General features: G+C 38.0%; 25 protein-coding genes and 1 pseudogene. 12 read left to right on the forward strand and 14 right to left on the reverse strand.

What is annotated here, in order from left to right; genetic code table 11:
- From rfbC to IPI65_21910, 5 genes are read right to left on the reverse strand one after another with little or no spacing between them, the layout of a single operon-like run.
- The gene (rfbC, locus tag IPI65_21890; GenBank protein MBK7444083.1) at positions 1–564 is read right to left on the reverse strand and encodes a dTDP-4-dehydrorhamnose 3,5-epimerase; all 564 of its coding nucleotides are present in this window, start codon (positions 562–564) and stop codon (positions 1–3) included.
- A gap of 19 nt (positions 565–583) precedes the next feature.
- Positions 584–1321 (reverse strand): hypothetical protein, encoded by a 738-nt coding sequence (locus IPI65_21895; protein MBK7444084.1) that lies wholly within the window; start codon positions 1319–1321, stop codon positions 584–586.
- Between the two features lie 2 nt (positions 1322–1323).
- Positions 1324–2379, reverse strand: coding sequence for a dTDP-glucose 4,6-dehydratase (gene rfbB / locus IPI65_21900; GenBank protein ID MBK7444085.1), 1056 nt, complete (start codon positions 2377–2379; stop codon positions 1324–1326).
- A gap of 2 nt (positions 2380–2381) precedes the next feature.
- The gene (locus tag IPI65_21905) at positions 2382–3671 is read right to left on the reverse strand and encodes a nucleotide sugar dehydrogenase (protein ID MBK7444086.1); all 1290 of its coding nucleotides are present in this window, start codon (positions 3669–3671) and stop codon (positions 2382–2384) included.
- A 19-nt stretch (positions 3672–3690) separates the two neighbouring features.
- Entirely contained in the window at positions 3691–4824 is a 1134-nt protein-coding gene (locus IPI65_21910; protein MBK7444087.1) for a DegT/DnrJ/EryC1/StrS family aminotransferase, read from the reverse strand.
- 91 nt (positions 4825–4915) lie between these two features.
- Here IPI65_21910 and IPI65_21915 point away from each other — a divergent pair, with 91 nt between their 5' ends.
- Positions 4916–5668, forward strand: a complete 753-nt coding sequence (locus IPI65_21915; protein ID MBK7444088.1) for a hypothetical protein — start codon at positions 4916–4918, stop codon at positions 5666–5668.
- 2 nt (positions 5669–5670) lie between these two features.
- The gene (locus tag IPI65_21920) at positions 5671–6987 is read left to right on the forward strand and encodes a 3-deoxy-D-manno-octulosonic acid transferase (GenBank protein MBK7444089.1); all 1317 of its coding nucleotides are present in this window, start codon (positions 5671–5673) and stop codon (positions 6985–6987) included.
- Positions 6988–6992: 5 nt separating this feature from the next.
- Here the strand turns inward: IPI65_21920 and IPI65_21925 are convergent, their stop codons facing one another.
- Positions 6993–7832 carry a hypothetical protein gene (locus IPI65_21925; GenBank protein ID MBK7444090.1) on the reverse strand — a complete coding sequence of 280 codons (840 nt, stop codon included), beginning with the start codon at positions 7830–7832 and terminating at the stop codon, positions 6993–6995.
- A 69-nt stretch (positions 7833–7901) separates the two neighbouring features.
- On the opposite strand from IPI65_21925, the gene IPI65_21930 reads away from it, so the two are divergent.
- On the forward strand, positions 7902–8471 hold the full coding sequence (locus tag IPI65_21930) for a thymidine kinase (protein MBK7444091.1): 570 nt from the start codon (positions 7902–7904) through the stop codon (positions 8469–8471).
- A 99-nt stretch (positions 8472–8570) separates the two neighbouring features.
- Positions 8571–10163: a T9SS type A sorting domain-containing protein gene (locus tag IPI65_21935; GenBank protein MBK7444092.1), complete on the forward strand. Its 1593-nt coding sequence runs from the start codon at positions 8571–8573 to the stop codon at positions 10161–10163.
- Between the two features lie 1441 nt (positions 10164–11604).
- On the opposite strand, the gene IPI65_21940 is transcribed toward IPI65_21935, so the two are convergent.
- The 3 genes from IPI65_21940 to IPI65_21950 all read right to left on the reverse strand — a co-directional run bounded on the left by IPI65_21940 (position 11605) and on the right by IPI65_21950 (position 16394).
- Positions 11605–14595: a T9SS type A sorting domain-containing protein gene (locus tag IPI65_21940; GenBank protein ID MBK7444093.1), complete on the reverse strand. Its 2991-nt coding sequence runs from the start codon at positions 14593–14595 to the stop codon at positions 11605–11607.
- Between the two features lie 98 nt (positions 14596–14693).
- Complete coding sequence (lipA, locus tag IPI65_21945; protein ID MBK7444094.1) at positions 14694–15566, reverse strand: lipoyl synthase; 873 nt, start codon at positions 15564–15566, stop codon at positions 14694–14696.
- A 15-nt stretch (positions 15567–15581) separates the two neighbouring features.
- Positions 15582–16394, reverse strand: a complete 813-nt coding sequence (locus tag IPI65_21950) for a hypothetical protein (protein ID MBK7444095.1) — start codon at positions 16392–16394, stop codon at positions 15582–15584.
- 57 nt (positions 16395–16451) lie between these two features.
- Between IPI65_21950 and IPI65_21955 the strand changes: the two genes are divergently transcribed.
- Positions 16452–16859, forward strand: a complete 408-nt coding sequence (locus IPI65_21955; GenBank protein MBK7444096.1) for an OsmC family protein — start codon at positions 16452–16454, stop codon at positions 16857–16859.
- A gap of 72 nt (positions 16860–16931) precedes the next feature.
- Here the strand turns inward: IPI65_21955 and IPI65_21960 are convergent, their stop codons facing one another.
- Positions 16932–17081 carry a hypothetical protein gene (locus tag IPI65_21960; protein ID MBK7444097.1) on the reverse strand — a complete coding sequence of 50 codons (150 nt, stop codon included), beginning with the start codon at positions 17079–17081 and terminating at the stop codon, positions 16932–16934.
- 155 nt (positions 17082–17236) lie between these two features.
- Here IPI65_21960 and IPI65_21965 point away from each other — a divergent pair, with 155 nt between their 5' ends.
- The 7 genes and pseudogenes from IPI65_21965 (at position 17237) to IPI65_21995 (ending at position 22753) form a co-directional block, all read left to right on the forward strand.
- Positions 17237–18577, forward strand: coding sequence for a peptidoglycan synthetase (locus IPI65_21965; protein MBK7444098.1), 1341 nt, complete (start codon positions 17237–17239; stop codon positions 18575–18577).
- Between the two features lie 14 nt (positions 18578–18591).
- Positions 18592–19358 (forward strand): annotated as a pseudogene (locus IPI65_21970) (3'-5' exonuclease).
- 5 nt (positions 19359–19363) lie between these two features.
- A complete protein-coding gene (locus IPI65_21975; protein ID MBK7444099.1) occupies positions 19364–20098 on the forward strand; it encodes a polyprenol monophosphomannose synthase in 735 nt (244 codons plus the stop codon).
- Positions 20082–20549 carry a hypothetical protein gene (locus tag IPI65_21980; protein ID MBK7444100.1) on the forward strand — a complete coding sequence of 156 codons (468 nt, stop codon included), beginning with the start codon at positions 20082–20084 and terminating at the stop codon, positions 20547–20549. The genes IPI65_21975 and IPI65_21980 overlap by 17 nt, the downstream gene beginning before the upstream one ends.
- Positions 20536–21192 carry a magnesium/cobalt transporter CorA gene (gene corA / locus IPI65_21985; protein MBK7444101.1) on the forward strand — a complete coding sequence of 219 codons (657 nt, stop codon included), beginning with the start codon at positions 20536–20538 and terminating at the stop codon, positions 21190–21192. The genes IPI65_21980 and corA overlap by 14 nt, the downstream gene beginning before the upstream one ends.
- A 32-nt stretch (positions 21193–21224) precedes the next feature.
- Positions 21225–22019: a hypothetical protein gene (locus tag IPI65_21990; protein ID MBK7444102.1), complete on the forward strand. Its 795-nt coding sequence runs from the start codon at positions 21225–21227 to the stop codon at positions 22017–22019.
- A gap of 110 nt (positions 22020–22129) precedes the next feature.
- Positions 22130–22753: a CHAP domain-containing protein gene (locus IPI65_21995; GenBank protein ID MBK7444103.1), complete on the forward strand. Its 624-nt coding sequence runs from the start codon at positions 22130–22132 to the stop codon at positions 22751–22753.
- A gap of 66 nt (positions 22754–22819) precedes the next feature.
- Here the strand turns inward: IPI65_21995 and IPI65_22000 are convergent, their stop codons facing one another.
- The 4 genes from IPI65_22000 to IPI65_22015 all read right to left on the reverse strand — a co-directional run bounded on the left by IPI65_22000 (position 22820) and on the right by IPI65_22015 (position 25076).
- Positions 22820–23338, reverse strand: a complete 519-nt coding sequence (locus IPI65_22000; protein MBK7444104.1) for a DUF4252 domain-containing protein — start codon at positions 23336–23338, stop codon at positions 22820–22822.
- 36 nt (positions 23339–23374) lie between these two features.
- Positions 23375–23896, reverse strand: coding sequence for a DUF4252 domain-containing protein (locus IPI65_22005; GenBank protein MBK7444105.1), 522 nt, complete (start codon positions 23894–23896; stop codon positions 23375–23377).
- A 132-nt stretch (positions 23897–24028) separates the two neighbouring features.
- Positions 24029–24502: a hypothetical protein gene (locus IPI65_22010; GenBank protein ID MBK7444106.1), complete on the reverse strand. Its 474-nt coding sequence runs from the start codon at positions 24500–24502 to the stop codon at positions 24029–24031.
- 37 nt (positions 24503–24539) lie between these two features.
- The gene (locus IPI65_22015) at positions 24540–25076 is read right to left on the reverse strand and encodes a C40 family peptidase (protein ID MBK7444107.1); all 537 of its coding nucleotides are present in this window, start codon (positions 25074–25076) and stop codon (positions 24540–24542) included.

Raw genomic sequence — 25076 nt, forward strand, 5'->3', positions numbered from 1 at the left:
TTATTTTTCTAACGCTATAAAATTATTTTTCGCCTCAGCAAAATTTGGCAAATGATTGTCTTTTTCACTCACCAAAATAGCATCTGCCCCCAACATCCAATCAATATTTAAAGCAGGATCATCGAAACGAATGCCTGCATCATGTTCTTTGCTGTAATAATTGTCGCATTTATAAAAAAACTCTGCTGTTTCACTTAATACCACAAACCCATGCGCAAAACCTCTCGGAATATATAATTGTTTTTTATTTTCAGCAGATAAAACAACACTGAAATGTTGACCGTAGGTTGGTGAATATTGGCGAATATCAACAGCCACATCTAACACTTCGCCGCTGATTACACGAACCAGTTTCGCTTGCGCAAAAGGAGCTAGTTGATAATGCAAACCTCTCAAAACACCATAAGTTGATTTACTTTGGTTATCCTGAACAAAGTTGGTATTTATATTTTTTTCTGCGAAGGTATTTGCATTAAATGATTCGAAAAAATACCCACGCGCATCTTCAAATATTTTAGGTTCAAATACAAATAATCCTGCTATGGGTGTATCAATAAATGGCATATTGTTGTTTAGTTTGGGTTTATAACAAATTGTTTTTAAGTGTATTACCTTTTAATAAATTTTGAATGTAAGCATCATTTAAAGCATCTTTTATCATGGGCAGTTGTGCTTCATTATGCAAATCTGTTCCCAGATAATCAATCATATTATTAACTGCCAGTTTACGGGCAATTTTTTTTGGCATTTCGCCATATTGACCTAAAAATGAACGAATATTCACCTGCAACAACACATCTGCATCTTTTAATTGCTGATAATAATCAAGTTTCCCTTGATCAAACATATAAACGTAACGTTCAACATGGGCTAAAATGGGTTTGTATTTACGTGTGGTTAGTTCAAAAATAACAGCATCCAGTAAAGTCTCTTTCATACCCATACTCACTTCTATAAGAATATGATTTTCGCCGAAGGTTAATAAATGTTCATCGTTTTTTATTTTGTTCAAAAAAGATGCGTCGATATAATATTCACCTGCAGCAATAATATTAGTGTTTAACGTTGCATTTAATTGTGCGGTTAGTTGTTCAATTGTTGCTTCTTTATTTTCATAAACATCAGGCATGATATGCGGTGTGGTGATAAATTTACTAAAGCCTAATGCCTTTAAACCGGCCAACATATTTTTAGTGCTTTCAGTATCTTTTGCGCCATCGTCGATACCGGGAACAAAATGCGAATGCATATCGGTTTGTAATACCGAAAAATCCAGCAGTTCCGGTTTTGAAAATAATTTACTGAACAACGACAACCACATGATTACCGTGCTGCGTATTGATTATCGTAATATTTTTTATAATCGCCGCTGGTTACATTATTTAACCATGCCTCATTGGCGAGATACCAATCCACTGTTTTAGAAATGCCTTCTTCAAATTGTAAAGATGGCTCCCAGCCTAATTCTTTATTTAATTTACCTGCATCAATAGCATATCTTAAATCGTGTCCAGCGCGGTCTGTTACGTAAGTAATTAATTTAGCAGAAGTTCCCGGCTCACGACCGAGTTTTTCATCCATTACTTTACATAACACGTGAATTAAATCAATATTTTTCCACTCATTAAATCCGCCAATATTATAAGTAGCACCAATTGCGCCTTTGTGTAAAATGGTATCAATTGCACGAGCATGATCCTCTACCCAAAGCCAGTCACGCACATTTTCTCCTTTACCGTAAACAGGAATGGGTTTGTTGTTTTTAATATTATTTATTGCAAGCGGAATTAATTTTTCCGGAAACTGATAAGAACCGTAATTATTACTGCAATTGGATATTACCACAGGTAATTTATAGGTATCGTGATAAGCGCGAACAAAATGGTCGCTGCTGGCTTTACTTGCGGAGTAAGGACTGTGCGGGTCATACGAAGTAGATTCGGTAAAAAATCCGGTTTCGCCAAGGCTGCCATAAACCTCATCGGTAGACACGTGATAAAATAATTTACCTTCCATGTTATCTTTCCAGATATGGCGTGCAGCATTTAATAAATTGCAAGTACCCACCACATTAGTCATAACAAACGCAATCGGATTGGCAATACTTCTGTCAACATGACTTTCAGCAGCAAGGTGAATTACTTTTTCAAACTGATATTGTTCAAAAATGGATATCATAGCATTACCATCTACAATATCAGCTTTCACAAATTCATAATTGGAAGCATTTTCCACATCCGTCAAATTATTTAAATTTCCGGCATAGGTTAAATTATCCATGTTTACGATATGGTAATCAGGATATTTATTTACAAATAACCGCACAACATGCGAGCCAATAAATCCGGCGCCTCCGGTAATCAGAATATTTTTTTTCATAGTTATAAACTCCAGTAATTTAATCGGGAAATTCTTTTTCTGAACACCCCTTTTATATCAATAAATAAACAATGTTCGTTGGCAATGGAACAAAAATAATCTTCATCCAGATGCATGTATTCCTTGTGAGGAACAGCTAAAATAATGGCATCATAATGTGTTCCGTTAACTGTTGTTAATTCAAAACCGTATTCTTTAAAAGTTTCTTTATTATCAGCTTTGGGGTCGGTTACATCTACATGTAAACCAAACGATTTTAATTCATGCACCAAATCTGCAACTTTCGAATTTCTGATATCGTTTACATTTTCCTTAAATGTTAATCCCATTACCAGGATTTTAGAAGTAGATAAATTTTTTCCAGCGGCAATTAACTTTTGCATACATCTGCGTGCAATATAAAATGCCATATTATCATTTACCTTCCTCCCACTTAAAATCACATAAGGTTCATAACCCAGCTCCATCGATTTATACGTGAGATAATACGGGTCTACACCTATACAATGCCCACCAACCAATCCGGGATAATATTTATGAAAATTCCATTTTGTTCCTGCTGCTTCTATCACTTCATAGGTATTTACCTGCATTTTATCCAGAATCAGCGACAACTCGTTCATCAACGCAATATTGAGATCACGTTGGGTGTTTTCTAAAATTTTCGCTGCCTCTGCCACTTTAATGGATGATGCACGGTATACACCCGGTTGCACAATAGAGGCATAAATTGCCGAAATTTGATTTAACGATTCATCATCTGAGCCGGAAACAATTTTAACGACATTGCGCAAGGTATATTGTGTATCGCCCGGATTTATGCGTTCGGGCGAATAACCCAATTTAAAATCAATATTTAATTTTAATCCTGAAACCGATTCTAAAATTGGCAAACAAATTTCTTCTGTACATCCCGGAAAAACAGTTGATTCATACACAACATAATCGCCAGGTTTTAAAATTTTGGCAACTAGTGCTGTAGCAGATTCCAAATGACTTAAATCCGGAACTTTATGTTCATCAACAGGTGTTGGCACAGCAATTATATGAAAACTGCAATTGGTTAAATCAGCAGGATTCGATGTAAATAAAACATTCGTATTTTGAAATGCACTGCGGTCTACTTCACCATCGGGGTCAGTAAAATTTTGCAAACTTTTAACACGTTCCGCTTTAATATCAAAACCAACAACCGAAAAATTTCTGCCGAATTCAAGTGCAATAGGTAAACCCACATAACCTAAACCGATTACGGAAATTTTAGTGGTTTTCTGACTCAGCAATTGGAACATCTGTAAATTATTTTATGTTTTAAGCCGGAATGGCAACATAAGATTTAATTGCTTCACAAATAAATTGAATTTGTTCAGCATCCAGTTCAGTATGCATTGGCAACGATAATACTTCGTGCGAAATTTGTTCGCTCACCGGAAAATCACCTGTCTGATATCCATAACTGCGATAAGCATCACTCATGTGTAATGGAACAGGATAATAAATCATTGCCGGAATGCCTAAAGTTTGCAAATGGTCTTTTAATCCGTCGCGATTTGATTTTACACGAATTGTATACTGATGAAAAACATGTGTTGAATTTGCTGCACGTTCCGGAATCTGAATGCCGGGAATATCTTTTAATAAATCATCATATTGCGCCGCAGCGGCTTGACGTTTCTGATTATAAGTATCGAGATGCGGCAACTTTGCATTTAAAATTGCAGCCTGCATACTGTCTAAACGAGAATTTACACCAATAGAATCATAATAATATTTTTTTGCAGAACCATGGTCGCAAATAATTTTAATTTTATTAGCGATATCATCATCATTGGTAAATAATGCGCCACCATCACCATAAGCACCTAAATTTTTTGTCGGATAAAATGATGTAGTGCCGATATGTCCTATTGAGCCTGTTTTTTGTGTCTTGCCATTACTAAATGTATAATCACAACCTATAGCCTGCGCATTATCTTCAATTACAATTAAATTATGTTTTGCTGCAATGGCCATTATTTTTTCCATATCCGCACTTTGACCGAATAAATGCACGGGAATAATCACTTTAGTTTTAGATGTAATTTTCGATTCAATTGCATTTACATCAATATTAAATGTATTCGGGTCAACGTCAACAAAAACAGGTTTTAATTTTAATAAGGCTACAACTTCAACGGTTGCTACAAAGGTGAACGGAATGGTAATTACCTCATCCCCTTCATTTAAATTTAATGCCATCAGGGCAATTTGTAATGCATCGGTGCCATTTGCACAAGGCATCATATGTTTTACCTGAAGGTAATTGCCGAGCGCCGCAGCAAAATTTTTGGTTGCGGTGCCATTGATAAATTGAGTGGTATCGATTACCTGCTGGATTCCGTTATCTACATCCTGTTTAATTTGTTGATACTGTGTGCTCAGGTCAACCATCTGTATTTTTCTCATTCCTTTGTCAAATTTCAGGTTGCAAAGATATTTAAACCACAGTGAAGGTGTTTACAAATTCGTCATTCTTTGTAAATTTGCCCGTTTTCTTATGAGAAACTTCCTGTTTGTTATTCTTTTTTGCGCCTCCTTCGGGAGTTTAAACGCCCAGCTTAACCTGAACGACAGCTCTGTTGCAGCCAGTATTATTCAGGTAGACCTCGGTGTTGGTATGCCTGTAGGCGACCTTTCCGACCGTTTTGGCCTGCATGCTATTGTTGGTGGCGGATATCAGTATAAAACCGCCGGAAACTGGCTGTACGGCATCAACGGCGCCTTTATGTATGGCAGCGATGTTAAGGAAGACACGATTTTAAACAATTTGCGCAACGAAGCCGGTTATATCATTGGCATCGATGGATTACAATATGACCCTATTTTATGGGAAAGTGGCGTGAATTTTAAGTTTGAGGTGGGTAAAATCACCAATATCTGGTCTATTAACCCCAATTCAGGCCTCGCTTTTATGGGTGGTGTCGGATTTATGCAACATCGCATCTGGATTTATATCGACGAAGCCGCCGTTCCCCAGCTTACACCGGAATATCGCAAAGGTTATGACCGTATGTCGAACGGACTCATGTTAAGCCAATATGTAGGTTATTATATGTTCAGCAACAAATATTTTGTGAATTTCAGAGGTGGAATTGAAGTTTTAGAAGCTTTTACCCAAAACCGCCGCACCATTAATTACGATACCGGACTAACAGATGATGCAGCCCGGTTCGATATGATGCTCAACCTGAAACTCACCTGGAACCTCCCAGTATTTAAACAACCCCGAAGTAAATTTTATACGTATTAATTATGAAGATTGTAGCTATTGTTTTTGTTGTGGGCTTGGCCGGACTTGTTTCGCTATTACTCTTTCAGGTATTGTATTATAATATTATAACCACACTTTACCATTTAGGAATCAAACTCGCAGCTCCGTTTAATCCGAAAGCAAAGTTGTGGGTGAATGGCCGAAAAAACTTATTTACCAATCTTTCAAACCAACTTCCTGCAAAAACAGGAAAAACAGTTTGGTTTCATTGCGCTTCATTAGGCGAATTTGAACAAGGAAGACCTGTTATAGAACAACTCAAAAAAGAACATCCCGAACATACCATCGTATTAAGTTTTTATTCTCCATCCGGGTATGAAGTCCGCAAAAATTATCCATTTGCTGATGTGGTTACCTATTTGCCCGCCGACAATGCCGCAAACGCCGCAAAATTTATCGAAACCATAAAACCCGATTTAGCTGTTTTTGTAAAATATGAATTTTGGTATCATTATCTCAATACTTTAAATAAAAAACAGATTCCGGTAATTTTAATATCTGCCATTTTTAGAAAAAAACAATTGTTTTTCCGTTGGTTCGGACGTTTACACAAATCGATGCTGAAAAAATTTACTTACCTATTTGTGCAAAATGAAAGTTCGCTGCAGTTGTTGAATAAAATTAAAATCACCAATGCACAAATCGGATTTGATACCCGTTATGACCGCGTTTTTGCTGTTGCTAAAGAAGCAAAACAATATCCCGAAATTGCCACCTTTACTGCAAATCATAATGTAATTATAGCAGGCAGTACCTGGCCGCGCGATGAAAAAATATTAGCACGCGCTTTTTATCATTCGCTGGTGTATAACAATTTCAAAATTGTTGTTGTTCCGCATAATATTGATAAAAGGAGCATGCGTAAAACAATAAAACGTTTTAAAAAATATGCGCTTATTTATTCCGAATTAAATAAAGCAACCGAAGCCGATTTAATTGGTAAACGAGTGCTTATCATCGACAGCATCGGTATGTTAAATGCATTATATCAATATGCAGATGTAAATTATATTGGTGGTGGATTTAATAAAGGAATTCACAACACATTAGAAGCTGCCGTTTATGGCAAACCACTGATTATAGGCCCTAACTACAAAAAATTTGATGAAGCAGTTGGCTTGGTTAACACCAATGCTGCATTGGTAATCAGGAGCGACGACGATTTATTAAACAGAATAAATCTGATGAATCAATTTAAGTTTATTTATACCGGAGCAGGAAGTGATGCAGAAAAATTTATCCAATCACATCTTGGCGGAACCGAAACAGTTGTGCGCTATATCAATACAATTGTATAAATACCTTATACAAATTTTTGGTGTATCACTTCTGTAAATCGTTCAATTGCTTCTTCATCTGTCCACTGATATTTTGGAATAAGTGTTGATTGTAAGTAACGATTAAATTCTGCAACATCCTGCATATTATTTATCGACTTAATTGCATGCTCGTACCCTTCTTTATCACCTTTAAACATTTTACTTACAAAATAAAGTTTTTCGTTTAAATCAATTATCGATTTCAGGTCTTTACCTTTCGATGAAGTGAGTTTATCGGCAAGTGTTTTTTTATCTCTGTTTAATTTATTGCTTAAACCTGAACCCGCTTCTTCATCCTCATCATCACTCACCCGAACAAATGGTTTTTTCTCGTTACCGGAAGCAGGTGGCTGAACAGTTTGTTTTTGTTCAACAACAGGTTCCTCTTTTTTAATTATTGGCTTTTCTTCCACTTTAACTATCGGTGGCACTACTATTTCTTCAACAGGCGGAATTTCTTTTTTTACAACCGGAGGTTCAATAACCTCAGGTGTAATTTTTATTTGTTCTATTATTTCCGGAATATGTTTTTCAATCGGTTTAATTTCCGGCATCGGCTTTTCAACAGGTGGAATTATATGTTCAACCGGTTTTTCGGTTTTTTCTATAATTGGCTCCGGCATTTCAGTTTTTACCACAGGTATTTTCACCGGCTCGGGCATTTTTTGATTACTTACACCATGCACTTTATCATATAACTGTTGTGTATACTTTTTCAGTAATTCCATCTCAACCTTATCAATTTCACCATCATTTTTTACCGATGTGAATAATAAATTCAGCTTATCCAGCAGAATTTCAATCTCAGTTATTTTAGTATCCATTTCAAATATGTAGTTTTGACCAATTAGTAAAACGTAATTTCGTGCCGAAAATATTTTAAGTACAAATGTATGTTTATTGAACCGCATCTAAAAGGAGAACGCCGTGGATGGATTGAAGTAATCTGCGGTTCCATGTTTTCAGGAAAAACCGAGGAGTTAATCCGGCGGCTCAAACGCGCACGTATTGCCAATTTAAAAGTCGAAATCTTTAAACCCGCTGTTGACACCCGTTACGACGCACAAAACATCGTTTCCCACGACGAAACCCTCATCCAAAGTACACCCGTTGTAAGCTCCCTCAATATTTTGTTAATGTCGGAAGATGTAGATGTGGTGGGCATCGACGAGGCACAGTTTTTTGACGCCAATATTGTTGAAGTATGTGAAAAACTTGCGCAAAAAGGTATTCGCGTAATTGTTGCCGGCCTCGATATGGATTTTCGCGGTAAACCTTTTGGCCCCATGCCCGAACTGCTGGCCATTGCCGATTATATCACAAAAGTACACGCCATCTGCATGCAATGCGGAAATATAGCATCCTATTCTTATCGCAAAGTTCAAAACGATGCACAGGTTTTACTCGGCGAAAAAAATGAATACGAACCCCGCTGTCGCAATTGTTATCTTAAAGAAAGTTAAACTCTGTTCAAACTGCGTTAACTTACAGTTTAATGACCAAATCCCGCTACAAATAACTATATTTGTAATGAAATTAAACAATTCAACAAAAGAACAGCTATGAAAAAAAATTTTTTACTTATTGTCTGTTTGATAATCGTTACAGCTTTGCATGCACAAGCTCCTCTAAATTATCAAGGTGCAGCTATACAGGGCAACGACCTTATTCGCGATGCTAAAACCATTGTGAAAAGTGATGTTGCTAAACCTGCAGTAGATGCCGGCGACCGCGCTCTGACTTATTATTGGTTAAATTACTCTGATGCCGTGGATTATGCTTTTAACGGCTGGGCACTCGAAAATCTTGCTGCGCTGCCTTTATGGCCCGATTCATCAGGATATGTTGTAACCGGAACAGGTGAAGACTTCTATTGGTACGGACATGGTTACGTGCATATGTTTGACCCTATTTCAGACTTCGTTTCTGATTTTGTGGATGATAACTTTACAGTAATTGGTGATGCTTCTGACTGGTTTAACGAAGATCATGCATTTGATATCGACTCAGTTCGTTTCTATTATTTCTACGATCGCCCAACTACCGGTTATACCGATACATTAAAAGTGTATTTATTAGCTCCAAACTCAACTTGTTATGCTGAAGGTTTTTACTTCGATAACGATGCGAGCGGCGATTTCGAAGAAGGTGTTGACATCAGTATCGTATTATCAAAATACCTTTCTGCTACAAACAAACCAAACGGAACATTAACCGAATACACCATCCTTTTAAACGATGCCGATACCGCTAGCACCAGTGTTGCTTCTAAAGCACTTGCTATCGACTATACCATCGCTAAAAACTCACCTGACCACTATTTAGGTATCGCTTTCCAGTTCATTCCTGGACAGCCTTATAGCTTAGGTGATACATTACTCGACTTTTCTGACCCTCCGCTGGCAGTTAGCAATCCGTTAAACCGTTTCTGGTTATTATGTAACGAAGAAATCCTGGAAAGCTCTCCTGCTTCATGGTCTGAATATACCGAAAATCACGATGGTTTTGCAAGCACAGAAGTGCGTTACGACCTCTCTCCGGGCAACTGGAATGGTTACTACATCAGCACTTACGCTTATGTTGATGCCTTTGCTTTCGAACACGGTTATATCGACTGGTATGTTGCTCCTAAAGGCGTAAACTTCCTTGCAACAACACCTTCACCTTGTACTAGCTTAACTAAAAACTTCCAGGACCTTAGCAATTTTGCTGCCGTTCCTGATGATGCTACCTACTACTGGGAATTCGGTGATGGTAACGTAAGTTTTGATCGCAACCCTGTTCACACTTACCTCATTCCGGGTACTTACAATGTGTGTTTAGCGGTTGACTACGGTGGATCTGCTTTCGATTATTGTAAAAACGTTGCCGTTGACTATTGCGTTGATATCAACGAAATTGAAAACTTAACGTCAATGAGCATCTTCCCTAACCCTGCTGATGATGTGTTAAACATGAACTTAACGTTCGGAACACCTCAGGAAGCTACTATCACTATCGTGAATATGGCGGGACAAGTGCTGAATACAATTAATACAGGTGTTACAACTAATTATAACAATGCTATCGACATCAGCGCTTTACCTGCAGGTGTTTATATGGCTCGCGTTGCTAGTGGAAACCAATCTACTATCCGCAACTTTATTGTAGAATAATTAGTCTGCAACCTAAATTATATAAACCTTCCGGAGTTTCCGGGAGGTTTTTTTTATGTGCGGCCTAGCTATAATTTTAGTGTTTTTGGAAATGTAAATAGTTCATTTTCAAACAGATATACATTTTTGAGCGCCTTTTGTGAGCTATAATTTCCTCCCTAAATTCGTATAAATCACATTAGGGAAACCACATTCCCATTTATAGTAAACTCGCAGTTGGGGTATTTTTTGGGGGGGAGGTTCAGCCTTAGGTATCGGTTAATTTCTGCTCCTACCGCATCTGCATCCAAGTATTTCATCCGCCATTAGGAATGTGAAGCCTTAGGCAGGTATTGAAATTTTTGAGTTTTGGCACATTGTTGATCACCCGAAATGTAGCAGCGCATTTTTCCCCAACAATGTACCTTTTCAGAACCATTCTTTCGCACCTACGGAGCTTTGTTTATCGTCGCTGGAATGCCCTTCTACCATTCTTTCGCTCCTACAGAGCTTTGTGTTTCGTCTCTGGTTGTGCCTGTTACCATTCTTTCGCTCCGCTGGAGCTGGTTTTTGTCAAGTAAGGACAATTGTTGCGCTTATTCAAATTGTTTGTTGGTGTTGGAGTTGGTGCTGATGTTGTCGTGGAGTCTCCCGACCGATTTGATTAAGTTGAATAGTAAACAAGCCTACGTTTCAGCTCTCATTATAAAATTATAAGCATAATTCGCGTGATAATAATACACTTACAATGCTCGATAAATCTTCATTCGAATTTGGCTGTTCAATTGGGTATCACCATTGGTATTGACTTAACTGTTTGTCATGGAGTCTCCCGACTCCAGACGCCACCCCGGTCTCCCGACCGAAATGAAAATGTTGAATGTTAAACATAAATAATATACCAGCCCGGTAGCGTTTCGGCTGTTTAATTATAACATTGGTTTGTATAGTATTTACCTTACGATAGCTCCGAATAAAATCTTCATTCGAATTCGGCTGTTCAATTGGTACATCAACACATTGGTACATCGGCACATTAACCTCGTTTGTCGTGGAGTCTCCCGACTCCAGACGCCACCCCGGTCTCCCGACCGAACTCATAGCTGTTTCAGCTCTCTAATTATAAAATTATAAGACAAATAATTCGCGTGATAATAATAAACAACTTACAATAGCTCCGAATAAAATCTTCATTCCAATTCGGCTGTTCAATTATAACATTGGTTTGTATAGTAATCACCTTCCGATAGCTCCGAATAAAATCAATACTCAAATCCAGCTGTTCAATTATAATATTATAAAATAAAAAAAGGCGATACTTAATAGTAATCACCTTCCGATAGCTCCGAATAAAATCAATCCTCAAATCCGGCTGTTCAATTGGTACATCGGTACATTAACCCATTGGTACATTAAAAAACCCCCGCTTTACAGCGAGGGTTTCATTTTATCTTATTAATTATCAGATCACTACTAAACGTTTGCTGATAACATATCCATTTATTTCAAATACCACCAGGTAAGTTCCAGGTGTAAGGTCACGCACATCAAGATTGATATTGTGCATGCCGGAAGCATAGTTTGCAGCGCCGTAGTTTTTAACGGTTACACCGGTTAAGTTTACTACAGTAATCGACATCACTGCAGTTTCATTCAGTGTAACATTGGCGTTGGTATAAGTATCTGCAGGGTTAGGTGCTAATACAATACCGGCAATTATTTCTTCCTGAATTGGGCCTGAGCTCACTGTAGTGAAATCGCAGGTTCCGGCTGCAAGGTTGGTAGCTCGGTAATAACCGTTACCATGAGTTCCAATATATATTGCATAACAATCGGTATCACGAATCCAGTCTTCACGAACTTCAAACACAGGTACATTACCCGGGCCAACGCCGCCGGCAACAGCACCGTTTTCCTGAGTCCAGTCACCACCTGAAGTTATTGAATAACTCCAAACGCCAAATTCAGTTCCAATAATCAATTTATCATTATCTGTTACATGCATTAAGATGTCATAAACAGGAATGTTAGGTAAAGCGCCACCATCAGATAAACACTGGAAAACAGCAGCATCATCAGATAAACAGTTGTCAGTAAACCAAACGTTTTGGTCAACACCATAACCACCTATTGAAATAGCTACACGGTCAGGGTCATTTCTGTCCATGCTGATACCGGTAATTTTGCCGGGGAATACATTTGCATATGTAAATGAAACAATACCTGCAGTTGCCGGGCTAAATACACCAGCAGTTTCAGGATCACCATCAACATCAACATATTCAAAGTTAGCAGTCAATAAACCGCTAATGCGATATAATCTTCCGTTTTCTGTTCCAACATATACAATATCACCGGTTTTGTCGTACTCAATTGCACTAACAGTTCCGGAAGTTGCAGGTAATATTTTGAACCATTGTGGTGCCTCAGTTGAGTTAAATAAAGCACCTGTTGTAACCCAAAGGTTATTTTTCACCGCATGGTATAATCTTGATTCATATAATGCTGTAATTGATAATGTAATGTCGCGACCTAAGTAGTTCACAACATCACCATTAGTATAAAAATTACCACTTCCTGCAGGATATTCAACAGTACCACCTGTAATTACATCTTTAAAAGTGGCATACAAATCATAATTTTCCCATAATACAAAAGGTGTCACGAAGTCGGTACCGCCATCTGCTAATCCATCTTGTGTACAGTTAGTAACACCACCATCGATATTACAATCATAAATAGATGCCATTGATGAACCTTCGTTTACTGAACGACGTAATACAGCTCCGTTTCCGTTTGCTGTTACTGAAAAGAATGTTCCGAATAAATATTCAGGTCGCATTCTTGAAATTTCAGTTTTACCACCATCACCACCTAATACTTCAACAGCCTGTAATTCAGAGTTCAAATCGAAGTTTACGTATTGAGAACCATTATCCTGAGAACCACCCATTGCTTCACCTTCAATACCGATAGCGATACCGTGGCTCTGATAAAAGTTTAACCCTTTATTTAATGTAGCGAAATCAGGATATTGAGCAGAAGAATTCGTAGTTCTTGAAACACCACCATCTGAACCAAAATACATGATTTCAGGATTTTCAGGATGGAAAGTGATAAAGTGCTGATCGGCATGGATATATTTAGGATACCAAGCAGGGTAACCTGAACTGGTCATTGGTGTCCAGCTTCCTGATGCACCATCCCAAGTCCATGATTGAATTTGTCCGCCGATATATATTCTTTCAGGATTGTCAGGTTTAACTGCAATACATACGTTCCAGGTAATGTTTGCGCTGGTTCCGTTTGGATTGAAGAAATCACTTGCTTCTTCAGAAATTTGCACAAAGTTTGCGCCTTTATCTGTAGACTGAAATATACCCTGTAAACCGTAAGTTCCGGTTTTAGCTGAATAGATATACACGTAATTGTTATCAGATGGAGCAACTGCAAGTGCACGACGTGTGCTGCCTACAGGAAGACCTTCACCTAATTCGTCCATAGTTGCCGGATCGGCAGTATTGTTTGAACGGTAATATTTTCTCTGACTAGAAGATATTGCATGCAGATAACCTTCTTTATCAAATTTTGCATCATCAGTAATGCCGCTCAACGGGGTTCCACCGCCTTCGCAGTTTGACCAGGAAGTTCCGCCATCGGTAGAAATTTTTAAACCGGTGTTTGTAGCTGCAGCAACCATATTTGCATTGGTTGGGTTACAGGTAACGCGGTTTACATAAGCCCATGTTACACCCGATGTGCTGCCGATTTCACCCGGCGTTGGAATAGTTGCAGTTAACTGTGTAAAGGTTGGTAAATCTGCACCTGTTACGGCAGCAGCTTTATACATACCATCACCCACGAAACCATGCGTATAACTTCCGAATGAACCATCGTAATAATCGGCCCAGTATTCACCGGTTCCGAAATAAATATCGCCGTTGGCAGCCTGGTCCATACCACAAATCAATAATGAACTGAATTCATCATTTTGTGGATGTGGGAACCATTCTAAACCACCGTTATCTGAATAATATAATCCACCACTGGCGCCGCCGGCATACATGCGGTCAGGGTTGTTTTTGTCAATTAAAATAATGCGGGTACGTCCACCAACATTTGATGGGCCCATTGTTTGCCATTCTAAGTTCAGTAATGAACCACCACGGCCACTTTCTTCTACTTTTTGGTAGTATTCTCTCATTTGCTCGCGTGCGGCAAATACATCTTCCATTTCCACCTTTCCTGTTTTAGGATTGGCTTTCATGCTGTTTAACCACGTGCGATAACCCTCAACGCGGGCTTCTTTTCTTTCTGCACGTTCGTGCAATCCCGTAATTGTGTCACTTGTAAAACCGGAGGCATCCTGTTTAGCAAAGCTGTTCACCACAAGCACTGACAGGAAAACCAAACTGATAAATGATAGACTGAAAATCGTAAAATTCCTTTTCATGAATCGCTATTTTGGGTAAAACTATAAAAAATAATTAAGACTAATTAACAGATAATTTAATATGACCAACTAATTACATTTTTTACATCATTATTGCATCAGAAAACATGACGTTCTGCATGATAAGATGATCTAACGAGCGGACCACTCTCAACATACAAAAACCCTTTATTCATGCCTACTTCGCGGTAATGATCAAACATTTCGGGGGTGACAAATTCTTTTACATCGAGGTGCATTTTTGTCGGCTGAAGATATTGACCCAGTGTTAATATTTCACAACCGTGCGCAACCAAATCATCCATGATTGCATAAACCTCTTCTTTTGTTTCACCTAAACCGAGCATTACGCCCGACTTAGTTCTTTTACCATAACGTTTGGTGCGTTGTATTTGTTCCAGGCTGCGTTCGTATTTTGCCTGAGGGCGAACGAGGCGGTATAATCGTTTAACCGTTTCCATATTATGAGAAACTACTTCCTGACCCGGTGAAATCATCGTGATTAGTGCATCCCAATTGGATTTCACATCCGGAATTAATGTTTCAATTGTTGTTTCGGGCGAAAGTTTTTTTATCTCTGCAACAGTTTTATGCCAGATGGAAGCACCTCTGTCGGCAAGTTCATCGCGGTTTACGCTGGTAATTACTGCGTGTTTCACCTTCATCAATTTTATGGCTTCTGCCACACGAAAAGGCTCATCTAAATCCAGTTCAGTAGGCCTACCGGTAGCTACTGCACAAAATGAGCAGGAGCGGGTGCATACATTCCCTAAAATCATAAACGTTGCGGTGCCTGCGCCCCAGCATTCGCCCATGTTCGGACAATTTCCGCTTTCACAAATTGTATGTAACTTGTAATCATCAACTATTTGCCGAACGTTCCGGTAGTTTTCTCCGGTTGGCAATTTTACTTTTAACCATTTCGGTTTGCGTAATCTATCGTGCGGTTCTGCAACCGGTAGTTCAATCATGTTTTTCCTTAGTTTTTACCACTTCTTTCCGAACTGCAAACTTAGATATAAATAAACAAAATAAGGCTTGTTGTTTTCCTGAATCATGATGGGAATATCTTTAAGATATAACTCAGCACCCAGGCCTGCTTCAGCCGATTTCACAAAATCATCATACGTTGCCCAGTCGAAGTTTAAACCTGCTTTTCCAAACAATCCCGGAACAACTGAAATTTCATTTAATCCGGTGCTGAAACCCGAAGCGCCATAAATTTTGATGGCATTGAGAAATAATTCTTCCGTTTCATCCGAATAACGAATAGGAACGGTGAGACTGCCCTCCTCAGGATTTTCGGTATAAACTTCGAGATAATAAGGTTTTATAAATCCCGCTGAAAATCCGCCGCCATAATTGGCACTTATCTGAAACCCGCTCTTCTCGGCCTTTTCACCGATTAATCGTTTTTCTCCAATAGCTGCTTTCAGGTTAAAAAATGAATTTTGTTTGCCGTAAACAAATGGTTTAGGTGGCGTAAATCCGATGGTAAATTCGTTAACCCTTTTGGTTTCTTTCGGGTTTTTCAAAAATTCGAGTTCAAAATATAAAACGCGTTTTTTATCGTAATTCACATCTTGGGTATAATCACCAAAAATTGCCCAGCCTGAAGTAGAAATTTTGGCACCCATACTAAATTCATTTTCGTAACTCAAGCCTGAAGGCTTAGTACCACCTGAATTTCCTTTATTTAATACAATGGGATTCGACTTGTTTTGCGGCGTCACTACAGTATCCTGAGCGAACATTTGCAAGCCAAACAGCAAACCCAATAGCAGTGCACCAAATTTCATCGGATAATATTACGATTTTTGTGGCAGATTAGTTGCTAAAAAGAAAAAAAAATTGTCATGTTAATATCAAAAGTTATATATCAGGGAGATTTGCGGACGCAGGCTACACATTTACAATCGGGAACCACCATCATTACCGATGCACCAACCGATAATCAGGGCAAGGGTGAAGCCTTCTCTCCCACCGACCTGGTTGCCACGGCTACTGCAAGCTGTATGCTTACCATCATGGGCATTGCGGCGCGTAATCACGGCTTGGATATTACCGGAACTGAAGTAGATATTACTAAGGTTATGGCATCTAACCCACGCCGTATTGCTGAAATTCACTGCGCTTTAAAAATTCCTGCCGGCACACTTACCAATAAGGATAAACATTTACTCGAAGTAGCCGGTAAAACCTGTCCGGTAATTCAGAGTTTATCCAGCGAAATCATCAAAAAAATCACCTTCGAATACGTGTGAGGCTTATATAAAAAGAAATGCCCGACTATCGGTTAAATAGTCAGGCAAATTATGTTTGCGGTTAACCCGAAATCAGGTAGTTGTAGTGATATTTACACCGGCAACTTCAGTGATTTTATTAGGGCAACCTTCTTTATGTCCGCAAGAAGAAATAGAAACGGTTAACATCACAGCTAATCCGGCTGCAATAAATACTCTGGTGATTGAACGTGCTTTAAACATAAGTTACTTTATTACTATGAAACGAATATACGTGTGTATCGTTCATTTTGTTACGGGAATTCCCTTTAATAACGTAAAGATGCAAAAAATATTTTAACAACACAATCCACATAAACACTTTCTTTTGAACAAGGGTATTGTTATATCTTCGGCGCATGCAAATTCACTTAATTGCCATTGGTGGTGCTGTAATGCACAATCTGGCACTGGCCCTGCACACAAAAGGATATCAGGTTACGGGTTCCGATGATGAGATATTTGAGCCCTCCTACTCCCGTTTAAAACAAAAGGGATTATTACCTGCCGAAAAAGGTTGGTTCCCGGAAAAAATCCACAAAAATCTGGATGCCGTTATTCTTGGTATGCATGCACGTGCCGATAATCCTGAATTATTGCAGGCACACGCTTTAAATATTCCGGTATTTAGTTTTCCCGAATATGTGTATGAGCAGTCGAAAAATAAAATTCGCGTAGCGATTTGCGGCAGTCACGGAAAAACCACCATCACCTCAATGATTATGCATGTTTTGCAACATCAAAAAATGCAATTCGATTACTTGGTTGGTGCACAATTAGCAGGATTTGAAACCATGGTTCAATTTAGTGATGCACCAATTATGATTATTGAAGGCGATGAATATTTTGCTTCTCCCCTCGACAAACGTCCGAAATTTTTGCACTACCACGCACAAATTACATTAATCAGCGGAATTGCCTGGGATCATTTTAATGTATTTCCAACATTTTCATCTTACACCAATCAGTTTAAATTATTAATGGAAGGCACACAGCAAAATGATGCATTAATTGTTTTTGGTGAAGATGAAAATATCAATTTACTGTTAACGGAAAGTGAAATTGCAGCGCAGTTAATAAAATATACTACACCGGATTATTATCTTGAAAATCATACTGTACATCTAAAATCAAACAACAATAATTATCATTTTTCCATTTTCGGAAAACATAATATGCAAAATATGGAAGGTGCAAAAAAAGTTTGTAATGCGCTTGGCATAAGCGATGCAGACTTTTATACTGCTATGCAAACCTTTCAGGGTGCAGCAAAACGATTAGAAATTTTAAAACAATCAGACGACCATATTATTTTCCGTGATTTTGCCCATGCACCATCAAAAGTGGAAGCAACCGTTAATGCAGTAAAAGAACAATTTCCCGAAAAAAAATTAGTAGCTTGTCTCGAGTTACATACCTTCAGCAGCTTAAATAAAGAATTTATTGTTTTTTACCGCAATACCATGCAAAAAGCGGATATCCGGATTGTTTATTTTAATCCGCATACACTGGAATTAAAAAAATTACCGCCCTTGAGTAAAACGGAAGTGCAAAATTATTTTAATGATGAAGCCATGCTGGTAATTAACAATTCGGATGAACTGCTTGAAGTATTAAAAAAGCTAAATATTGTTAATTCTAATCTGTTATTGATGAGTTCAGGCAATTTCGATAACCTCGATCTTACAATTTTAACATAATTTTGACCGTATCTATGTTAAAACTCGATAAACCGCTCGCTTTTCTTGATCTTGAAACAACAGGCATCAATCTCAGTACCGACCGTATTGTTGAAATCAGTATTTTAAAAATAATGCCTGATGGTCAGGAGCAAGTGCTCACCAAACGCATAAACCGGGTATGAAAATTCCGGCTGAATCGTCTGCTATTCATGGTATTACCGATGCGGATGTTAAAGATGCACCTTTATTTAAAGAAGCTGCCGAGGAGGTAAGAGCTTTTTTAACCAATTGTGACCTGGCAGGTTATAATTCCAACAAATTTGATATCCCGATGCTTGCCGAAGAGTTTTTGCGTGCGGAAACCGGTTTTGATGAAAACAGAAGGTATATCGATGTGATGCGCATTTTCACTTTAATGGAAAAACGTACACTGGAGGCAGCATATAAATTCTTTTGTAACAAAGAGTTAATCAACGCGCATAGCGCCGAGGCCGACGTAAGAGCAACCTACGAAGTGCTGCTTGGTCAGTTAGAAAAATATAAAGAAACGTTAAAATCGGATGTTCAGGCCTTACATGATTTCAGCAAAGACGGCGATTTCGTTGATTTTGGCCGAAGGATGATTATGAAAGATGGCAAAGAATATTTTAATTTCGGGAAATATACAGGACAAGCTTGTGCCGACGTTTATAAGCGTGAACCACAATATTTTGACTGGATATATAAAAGTGATTTTCCTTTGCATACCAAGTTGAAGTTAAAGATGATCGAGTTTAAAATAAAAAATCAAAACAATTAATCCCTTTGCCCGGAACTTTAGTAGTTATACCAACTTACAATGAACAGGCAAATATTGTCGATATGATTGCTGCTGTACTTAATCAGCCGCATGCATTTCATTTATTAATAATTGACGATAATTCACCTGACGGAACTGCATTAGATGTAGAGCGATTAATGCCGACGTATAACGGCCGATTATTTCTACAAAAACGCAGCGGCAAACTCGGGTTGGGTACTGCTTATATTACAGGATTTAAATGGGCTTTGGAACATCACTATGATTATATCATAGAAATGGATGCCGATTTTTCACATAAACCAACCGATTTACCACGTTTACTGGAAACCTGCATGGATGGTGCTGATGTGGCTATTGGTTCGCGTTATATTAAATCGGGAAAAGTTGAAGACTGGCCATTAAACAGAATATTATTATCGAAAGGTGCATCTTTATATGTACGTTTAATTACCGGAATTCCGGTTAAGGATACCACAGCCGGTTTTGTTTGTTATAAAAAAGAAGTATTGGAAAAAATTGACCTTGATAAAATTAAATTTATCGGTTATGCTTTTCAAATTGAATTAAAATTTGCCGCCTGGAAATGTGGATTTAAATTAAAAGAAATTCCGATAATTTTTAAAGACCGCGAAAAGGGTATTTCCAAAATGAGTAAAGGCATTTTTAAAGAAGCTGTTTACGGTGTTATTAAAATGAAATGGAAAAGTTTTTCGAATAGTTATGCCAAACAAACGTGATATAGCACATGCCGGTAATTCCTCCAAATCGCGGAGGAAACACCATACGCACCAGCGTAAATCGGGATTATTGCCCGGCACTGCAATATATACCGGCGATAAACATCCCGAGGAAATTTCAATCAGCCGTATTGATTATAATGAGCAGCAGTTTACCGAAAAAACCTTTACACAACACGATAATATTCCGCTGCAAACCAATAAGGAATTCATTACGTGGATTAATGTAAACGGATTAAACATTGAATCGCTGATTGAAAAAATTGGTGGCGCATTTAAATTACATAATTTAATTATTGAAGATATTCTCAATGTTTTTCAAATTCCAAAAGCAGATGAATATCCTGAAAATGATTTAATTTATATTACCCTAAATGAATTTTACTTCGACGAAAATAAAAAATTACAGCGCGACCAGATTAGTTTGGTGTTAGGCAATAATTATACTTAGTTTTCAGGAAGAAGAGGGTGATTATTTTGGTGTTATTCGCGACAGGCTGAGAACGGCAAAAGGTAAAATCAGAAAAAAAGATGCGGATTATCTGGTATATGTTTTAATTGATGCTATTGTGGACAGTTATTATGTTATTCTGGACCATTATGCTAATGAACTCGACACCATTGAAAATGATATATTTGTCACTAAAAATAAAAATCACCTTTCCAGAATTCACCATGTAAATAAAGATTTAATTTATTTGCGCCGCTCTATAGCACCGTTAAAAGAAGTCATATTCCGGTTGATGAAAGAAGAAATTATTTTAATTCAGCCCGAATCAAAAATATTTATGCGTGATGTTCTTGACCACGTGAATCAAATTGTAAATCAAATTGATGTTGACCGCGAATATCTCAGCGATTTAGTACAAACCAATATGGCGAATATGAACAGCCATTTAAATGAAATTATCAAAGTTTTAACCCTCATTTCTACCATATTTATTCCGCTCACCTTTATAGTGGGTGTGTATGGCATGAACTTTGTAAATTTCCCTGAAATCCACACCCAAAACGGCTATTACGTTGTTTGGGGGGTAATGATTTTTATCACCTTGATGCAATTCATTATCTTTAAGAAAAAGAAGTGGTTATAAATTAACTTTGTACACATTTAAAACATGTCAACATGCAAAAATTTACACTTGCGCTTATTTTATCATTGTTTGTAATTGGCAGCAGTCAGGCACAAACTTCAACTGCCAATAAAAAGTCTGCCGTGTATTTCGGGATGGGCTTTGGATTGGGGTTTCCCTTCGGCGAATTTAAAACGTTTAACGATGAAGTTGCTCCCGGTGGTGCCTTCAGTTTGTATTTTCAGCCTGACAAAAAAATTCCGGTTTTAATCGGTTTCGACATGGCGATTTTGGGCAATGGTCATCGCTCACAAACAGAAACACTCACTGCTGAAATTACCGCAGGCGGAACTGTAATCGATGTTTTATATTTCCCGTTGCGCGCAGAAACCAACAATCTTATTACCAAAGGGAATGTTAACCTCCGCATTCAGGCGCCGACAAATATTTTTAAACCGTATATCGACGGATTAGTTGGTTTTAATCATTTTGGAACTACTACTTCCATTTATGATGAATCGGAAGAGTATTATTTTAGTGAAGAAGATAATCCGTTAATTACCAGCAGCTCTCAAAACTCAAGCTGGGCTTTTAGTTATGGCGGAGCAGTTGGTTTAATGGTAGGTATTAATGAAAACTTATTTATTGATTTACGTTTTGCATATACCTTAGGTTCAACAGCAGAATATTTTGTTGAAGATGATATCGACCAATGGGATATTGAGTTCAGCAATACATTTGTAAGCGAAGGTGACATTGATGAAAGCGATATTTCGATAGCCGCAGTGCCTAAAGAATCAAAAACGGATATGATGGTTGGGACTATCGGTGTTAGCTTTAAATTTTAAATACTTACTGAAATATATTTTGAGGACTGCCGCTGTGCAGTCTTTTTTTTGCTTTAATTTGACAAACCAAACATACACACCGTATCTTTAACTACGTTAACTACGAGGCTATGCTCACCCATAAACATCCAATTACAAAACGGTTGCAGGTAATTTACATGCTGCTGGTATGTGGTATTTTGGGTATTACCGCAGTTTTATTGCAATCGCTGCATGTGGCACAAAATAGTAATACCACTGCTCCCGGTGTTCAGGTGGATACGTTTAACGGTGTGCCTGTTTATTATAATGGCGCAATTGATCATGTAATTGCCAAACATGTTACAAAAAGCGGTTATAACTTAGGATTAAAATGGCAATGTGTTGAATTTGTAAAACGCTACTACTACATTCACTTTAATCACGAAATGCCGGATGCTTCAGGAAATGCAAAAGATTTTTTTGATAAATCGCTGCCGGATGCATCGTATAATTATAATCGTGCGCTGGTGCAATATGCTAATCCGAGTTTAAAAGCGCCGGCTGTTGATGATATTTTGGTTTTTGATGGACATCTTGGAAATAAATACGGACATATTGCGATTATCACTGCAGTAAGTGAAACCGATATTGAAATCATACAACAAAATCCGGGACCAAATGAGTCATCGCGCAAACGTATTGAATTAAAAAAGAATGGTGCACGCTATGTTGTGGAAGATAAACATGTATTGGGTTGGATGCGGATAGAATAAAAAAAGTCGCAGACACTCCTGACTGCGACTTGAGAAGCATTTTGCTTCGGTCTATGAATAAAATTGTTATTCCGCTATATAATTATTGCACACTTCAGCAATATCCTGCATTTCGAGGCGACAATTTAATTTGATAAAAACAAACGATTCATCTTGTTCATCTACTAATACTACCATTCTTCTAATTTTACCACGCTTGTTTTCTTTTATGCTGATGTTCACTTTTTCGCCTTCGCTGTTTATGCTCACTAATGCCTCATAATTTTTACGCTCCATACGATTCATTTTACGGGTAACTTTTTTATCTGTTTTTTCTTTATAATATTCACCTTCGCGAATACAGATTGTAGTGTTACCAAATTTGCGCAATAAATCTACTGCTGCTGCATCCTGACCATCCACATGTTCTTCAGCTATACCGGCAGCCATTTTCATAAATATTCCCGGAATCCAGAGATTTAATTTAGTTGAGCTTGCATCGTCGGCAGTATTGGTAGAATCGTTGTTATTACCATTGCCTGCGAAACTGGTACTACTTATCAAAATGAAAGCAGCGGATGCGATTATTGCGGTAAATTTTTTCATAACGTAAATTGTTTGAGGGTAATTGATGAATACTAATTATTTATTTTCTTCTACTTTTTTTAATTCTTCCATACCATCAATTTTAATATCAGATAGTTTGGAAATTTCGTCCATGTTAATGTCGCCAACAATACTGATCATCACAAATTCGCCATCTGCATCGCAAACCAATAACATTTCGCTGAGGATATTGTCACCTTTCATTTTGCCATAAAATTTTACTTTATCACCTTCTGAATTTACGGTCATTAATTCTTCGAATTGTGCTGTTGAAACAGTTGACATAAATTCTTTATAATACTCTGCAGATTTTACATTGGTTTCAGAATTTTCGAATACTAATATTCTGATACCCTTAATGCCGTCAACAACATTTTGTAATTCAGGATCATCGCCAACTGCTGAAGCTGCAAGTGCAAATAATTTTTCTGTAACTAATACGGAAGTAAATCCCGGTTGGCCTTCATATTTTTGGAAGAACTGGTCAATTTGAACATTTTGTGCAAATCCAACTGAAATGGAAGCAACTAAAACGATAGCGAGCAATAACTTTTTCATAATGTTTAATTTTTGTGGTTAATTAATTGCGTTAATTAAACATGAGTCGAACCACACTAAGAAAAAGTTACAGGAAGGTCAAAAAAAGATTACAGTTCACTGCAATTTTAACATTTGAAGCGTTGCAGGAAATTATTTCTTCCCACTAATAAAAATGGCAAGTAGCAGCAGTTGATAATATAAATTATCGAGGCGAACGGTAATGTTGAGTGGACTTTTCGTGATATCGGCATATAATACCGGAATGTTTTTAAGGTCTTTAATTTTACCTTCTATGCTATAAATAAATCTGGCTACATCCCAGCCGATGTATTTTTCCTGACGTTTATTTAAAATGAATTGTTTGTCGAGCAGCTTTTTGCCCTCACTCATTTCGTCAAATTTGTAGTTCTTAACATAAGCATCAGCAATTGCGTTGGCGCTGAGGCCTTCAATCAGGGCTTTGATATTGACACCTTCCTTATCGCGGTGTTCCAGCATTTTCAGGTTATCACGAATTTCGCGGAGCAGGGCATTTTTGGTGATATCTTTTGATTTCGACCGATCGCTTAACCAGGTAAACAGGTCTTTGAAAGTACTTAATCCGGTTTGCAGGTAATCAGCCATAGTTGGAGTAAAGATGCCAAAATAAATGTAATTACGCTTATTCGGTGCCGATTACGCGTCTTATTTCAAGAAATTTCTTGTAGTAGTATTGTTCACTTTTTTCGTTGCTGATGCGCACCCCACCTGATTCAGGTGAAGAGGTATGGATGAAGGAAAAACCCGTTTCCGGTGCATACGATAGCACGATACCAACATGTCCGGGGTTTCCGGGACCATTATCGGGGCCTGCGAACAAAATCAGGTCGCCGGGTTTGGCTTCAACGTAGGGAATTGGTTCTCCGGCATCAAATTGCTGACCTGAGGTGCGTGGTAAACTGATATCGAACTGCTTGTAAACGTAGCAGATAAATCCCGAGCAGTCGAAACCGGTTTGCGGGTCGTTTCCACCCCAAACGTAGGGTGTTCCCATAAAGGTTATGGCATAGGTAATGATGCTATCTGCGATAACTTCACGCTGAACTTCAACACTGTCGAGGGTATCGGACTGTGCCCACCAGGGGGAAAGCTGCCCAAAAAGATCATGAGCGCCGGCTACGAAGGCCAAAACAAGCATGTACTTTTTGAGCAGATTCAT

Source organism: Bacteroidota bacterium, assembly GCA_016706255.1.
Classification (GTDB): Bacteria; Bacteroidota; Bacteroidia; order Chitinophagales; family BACL12; genus UBA7236.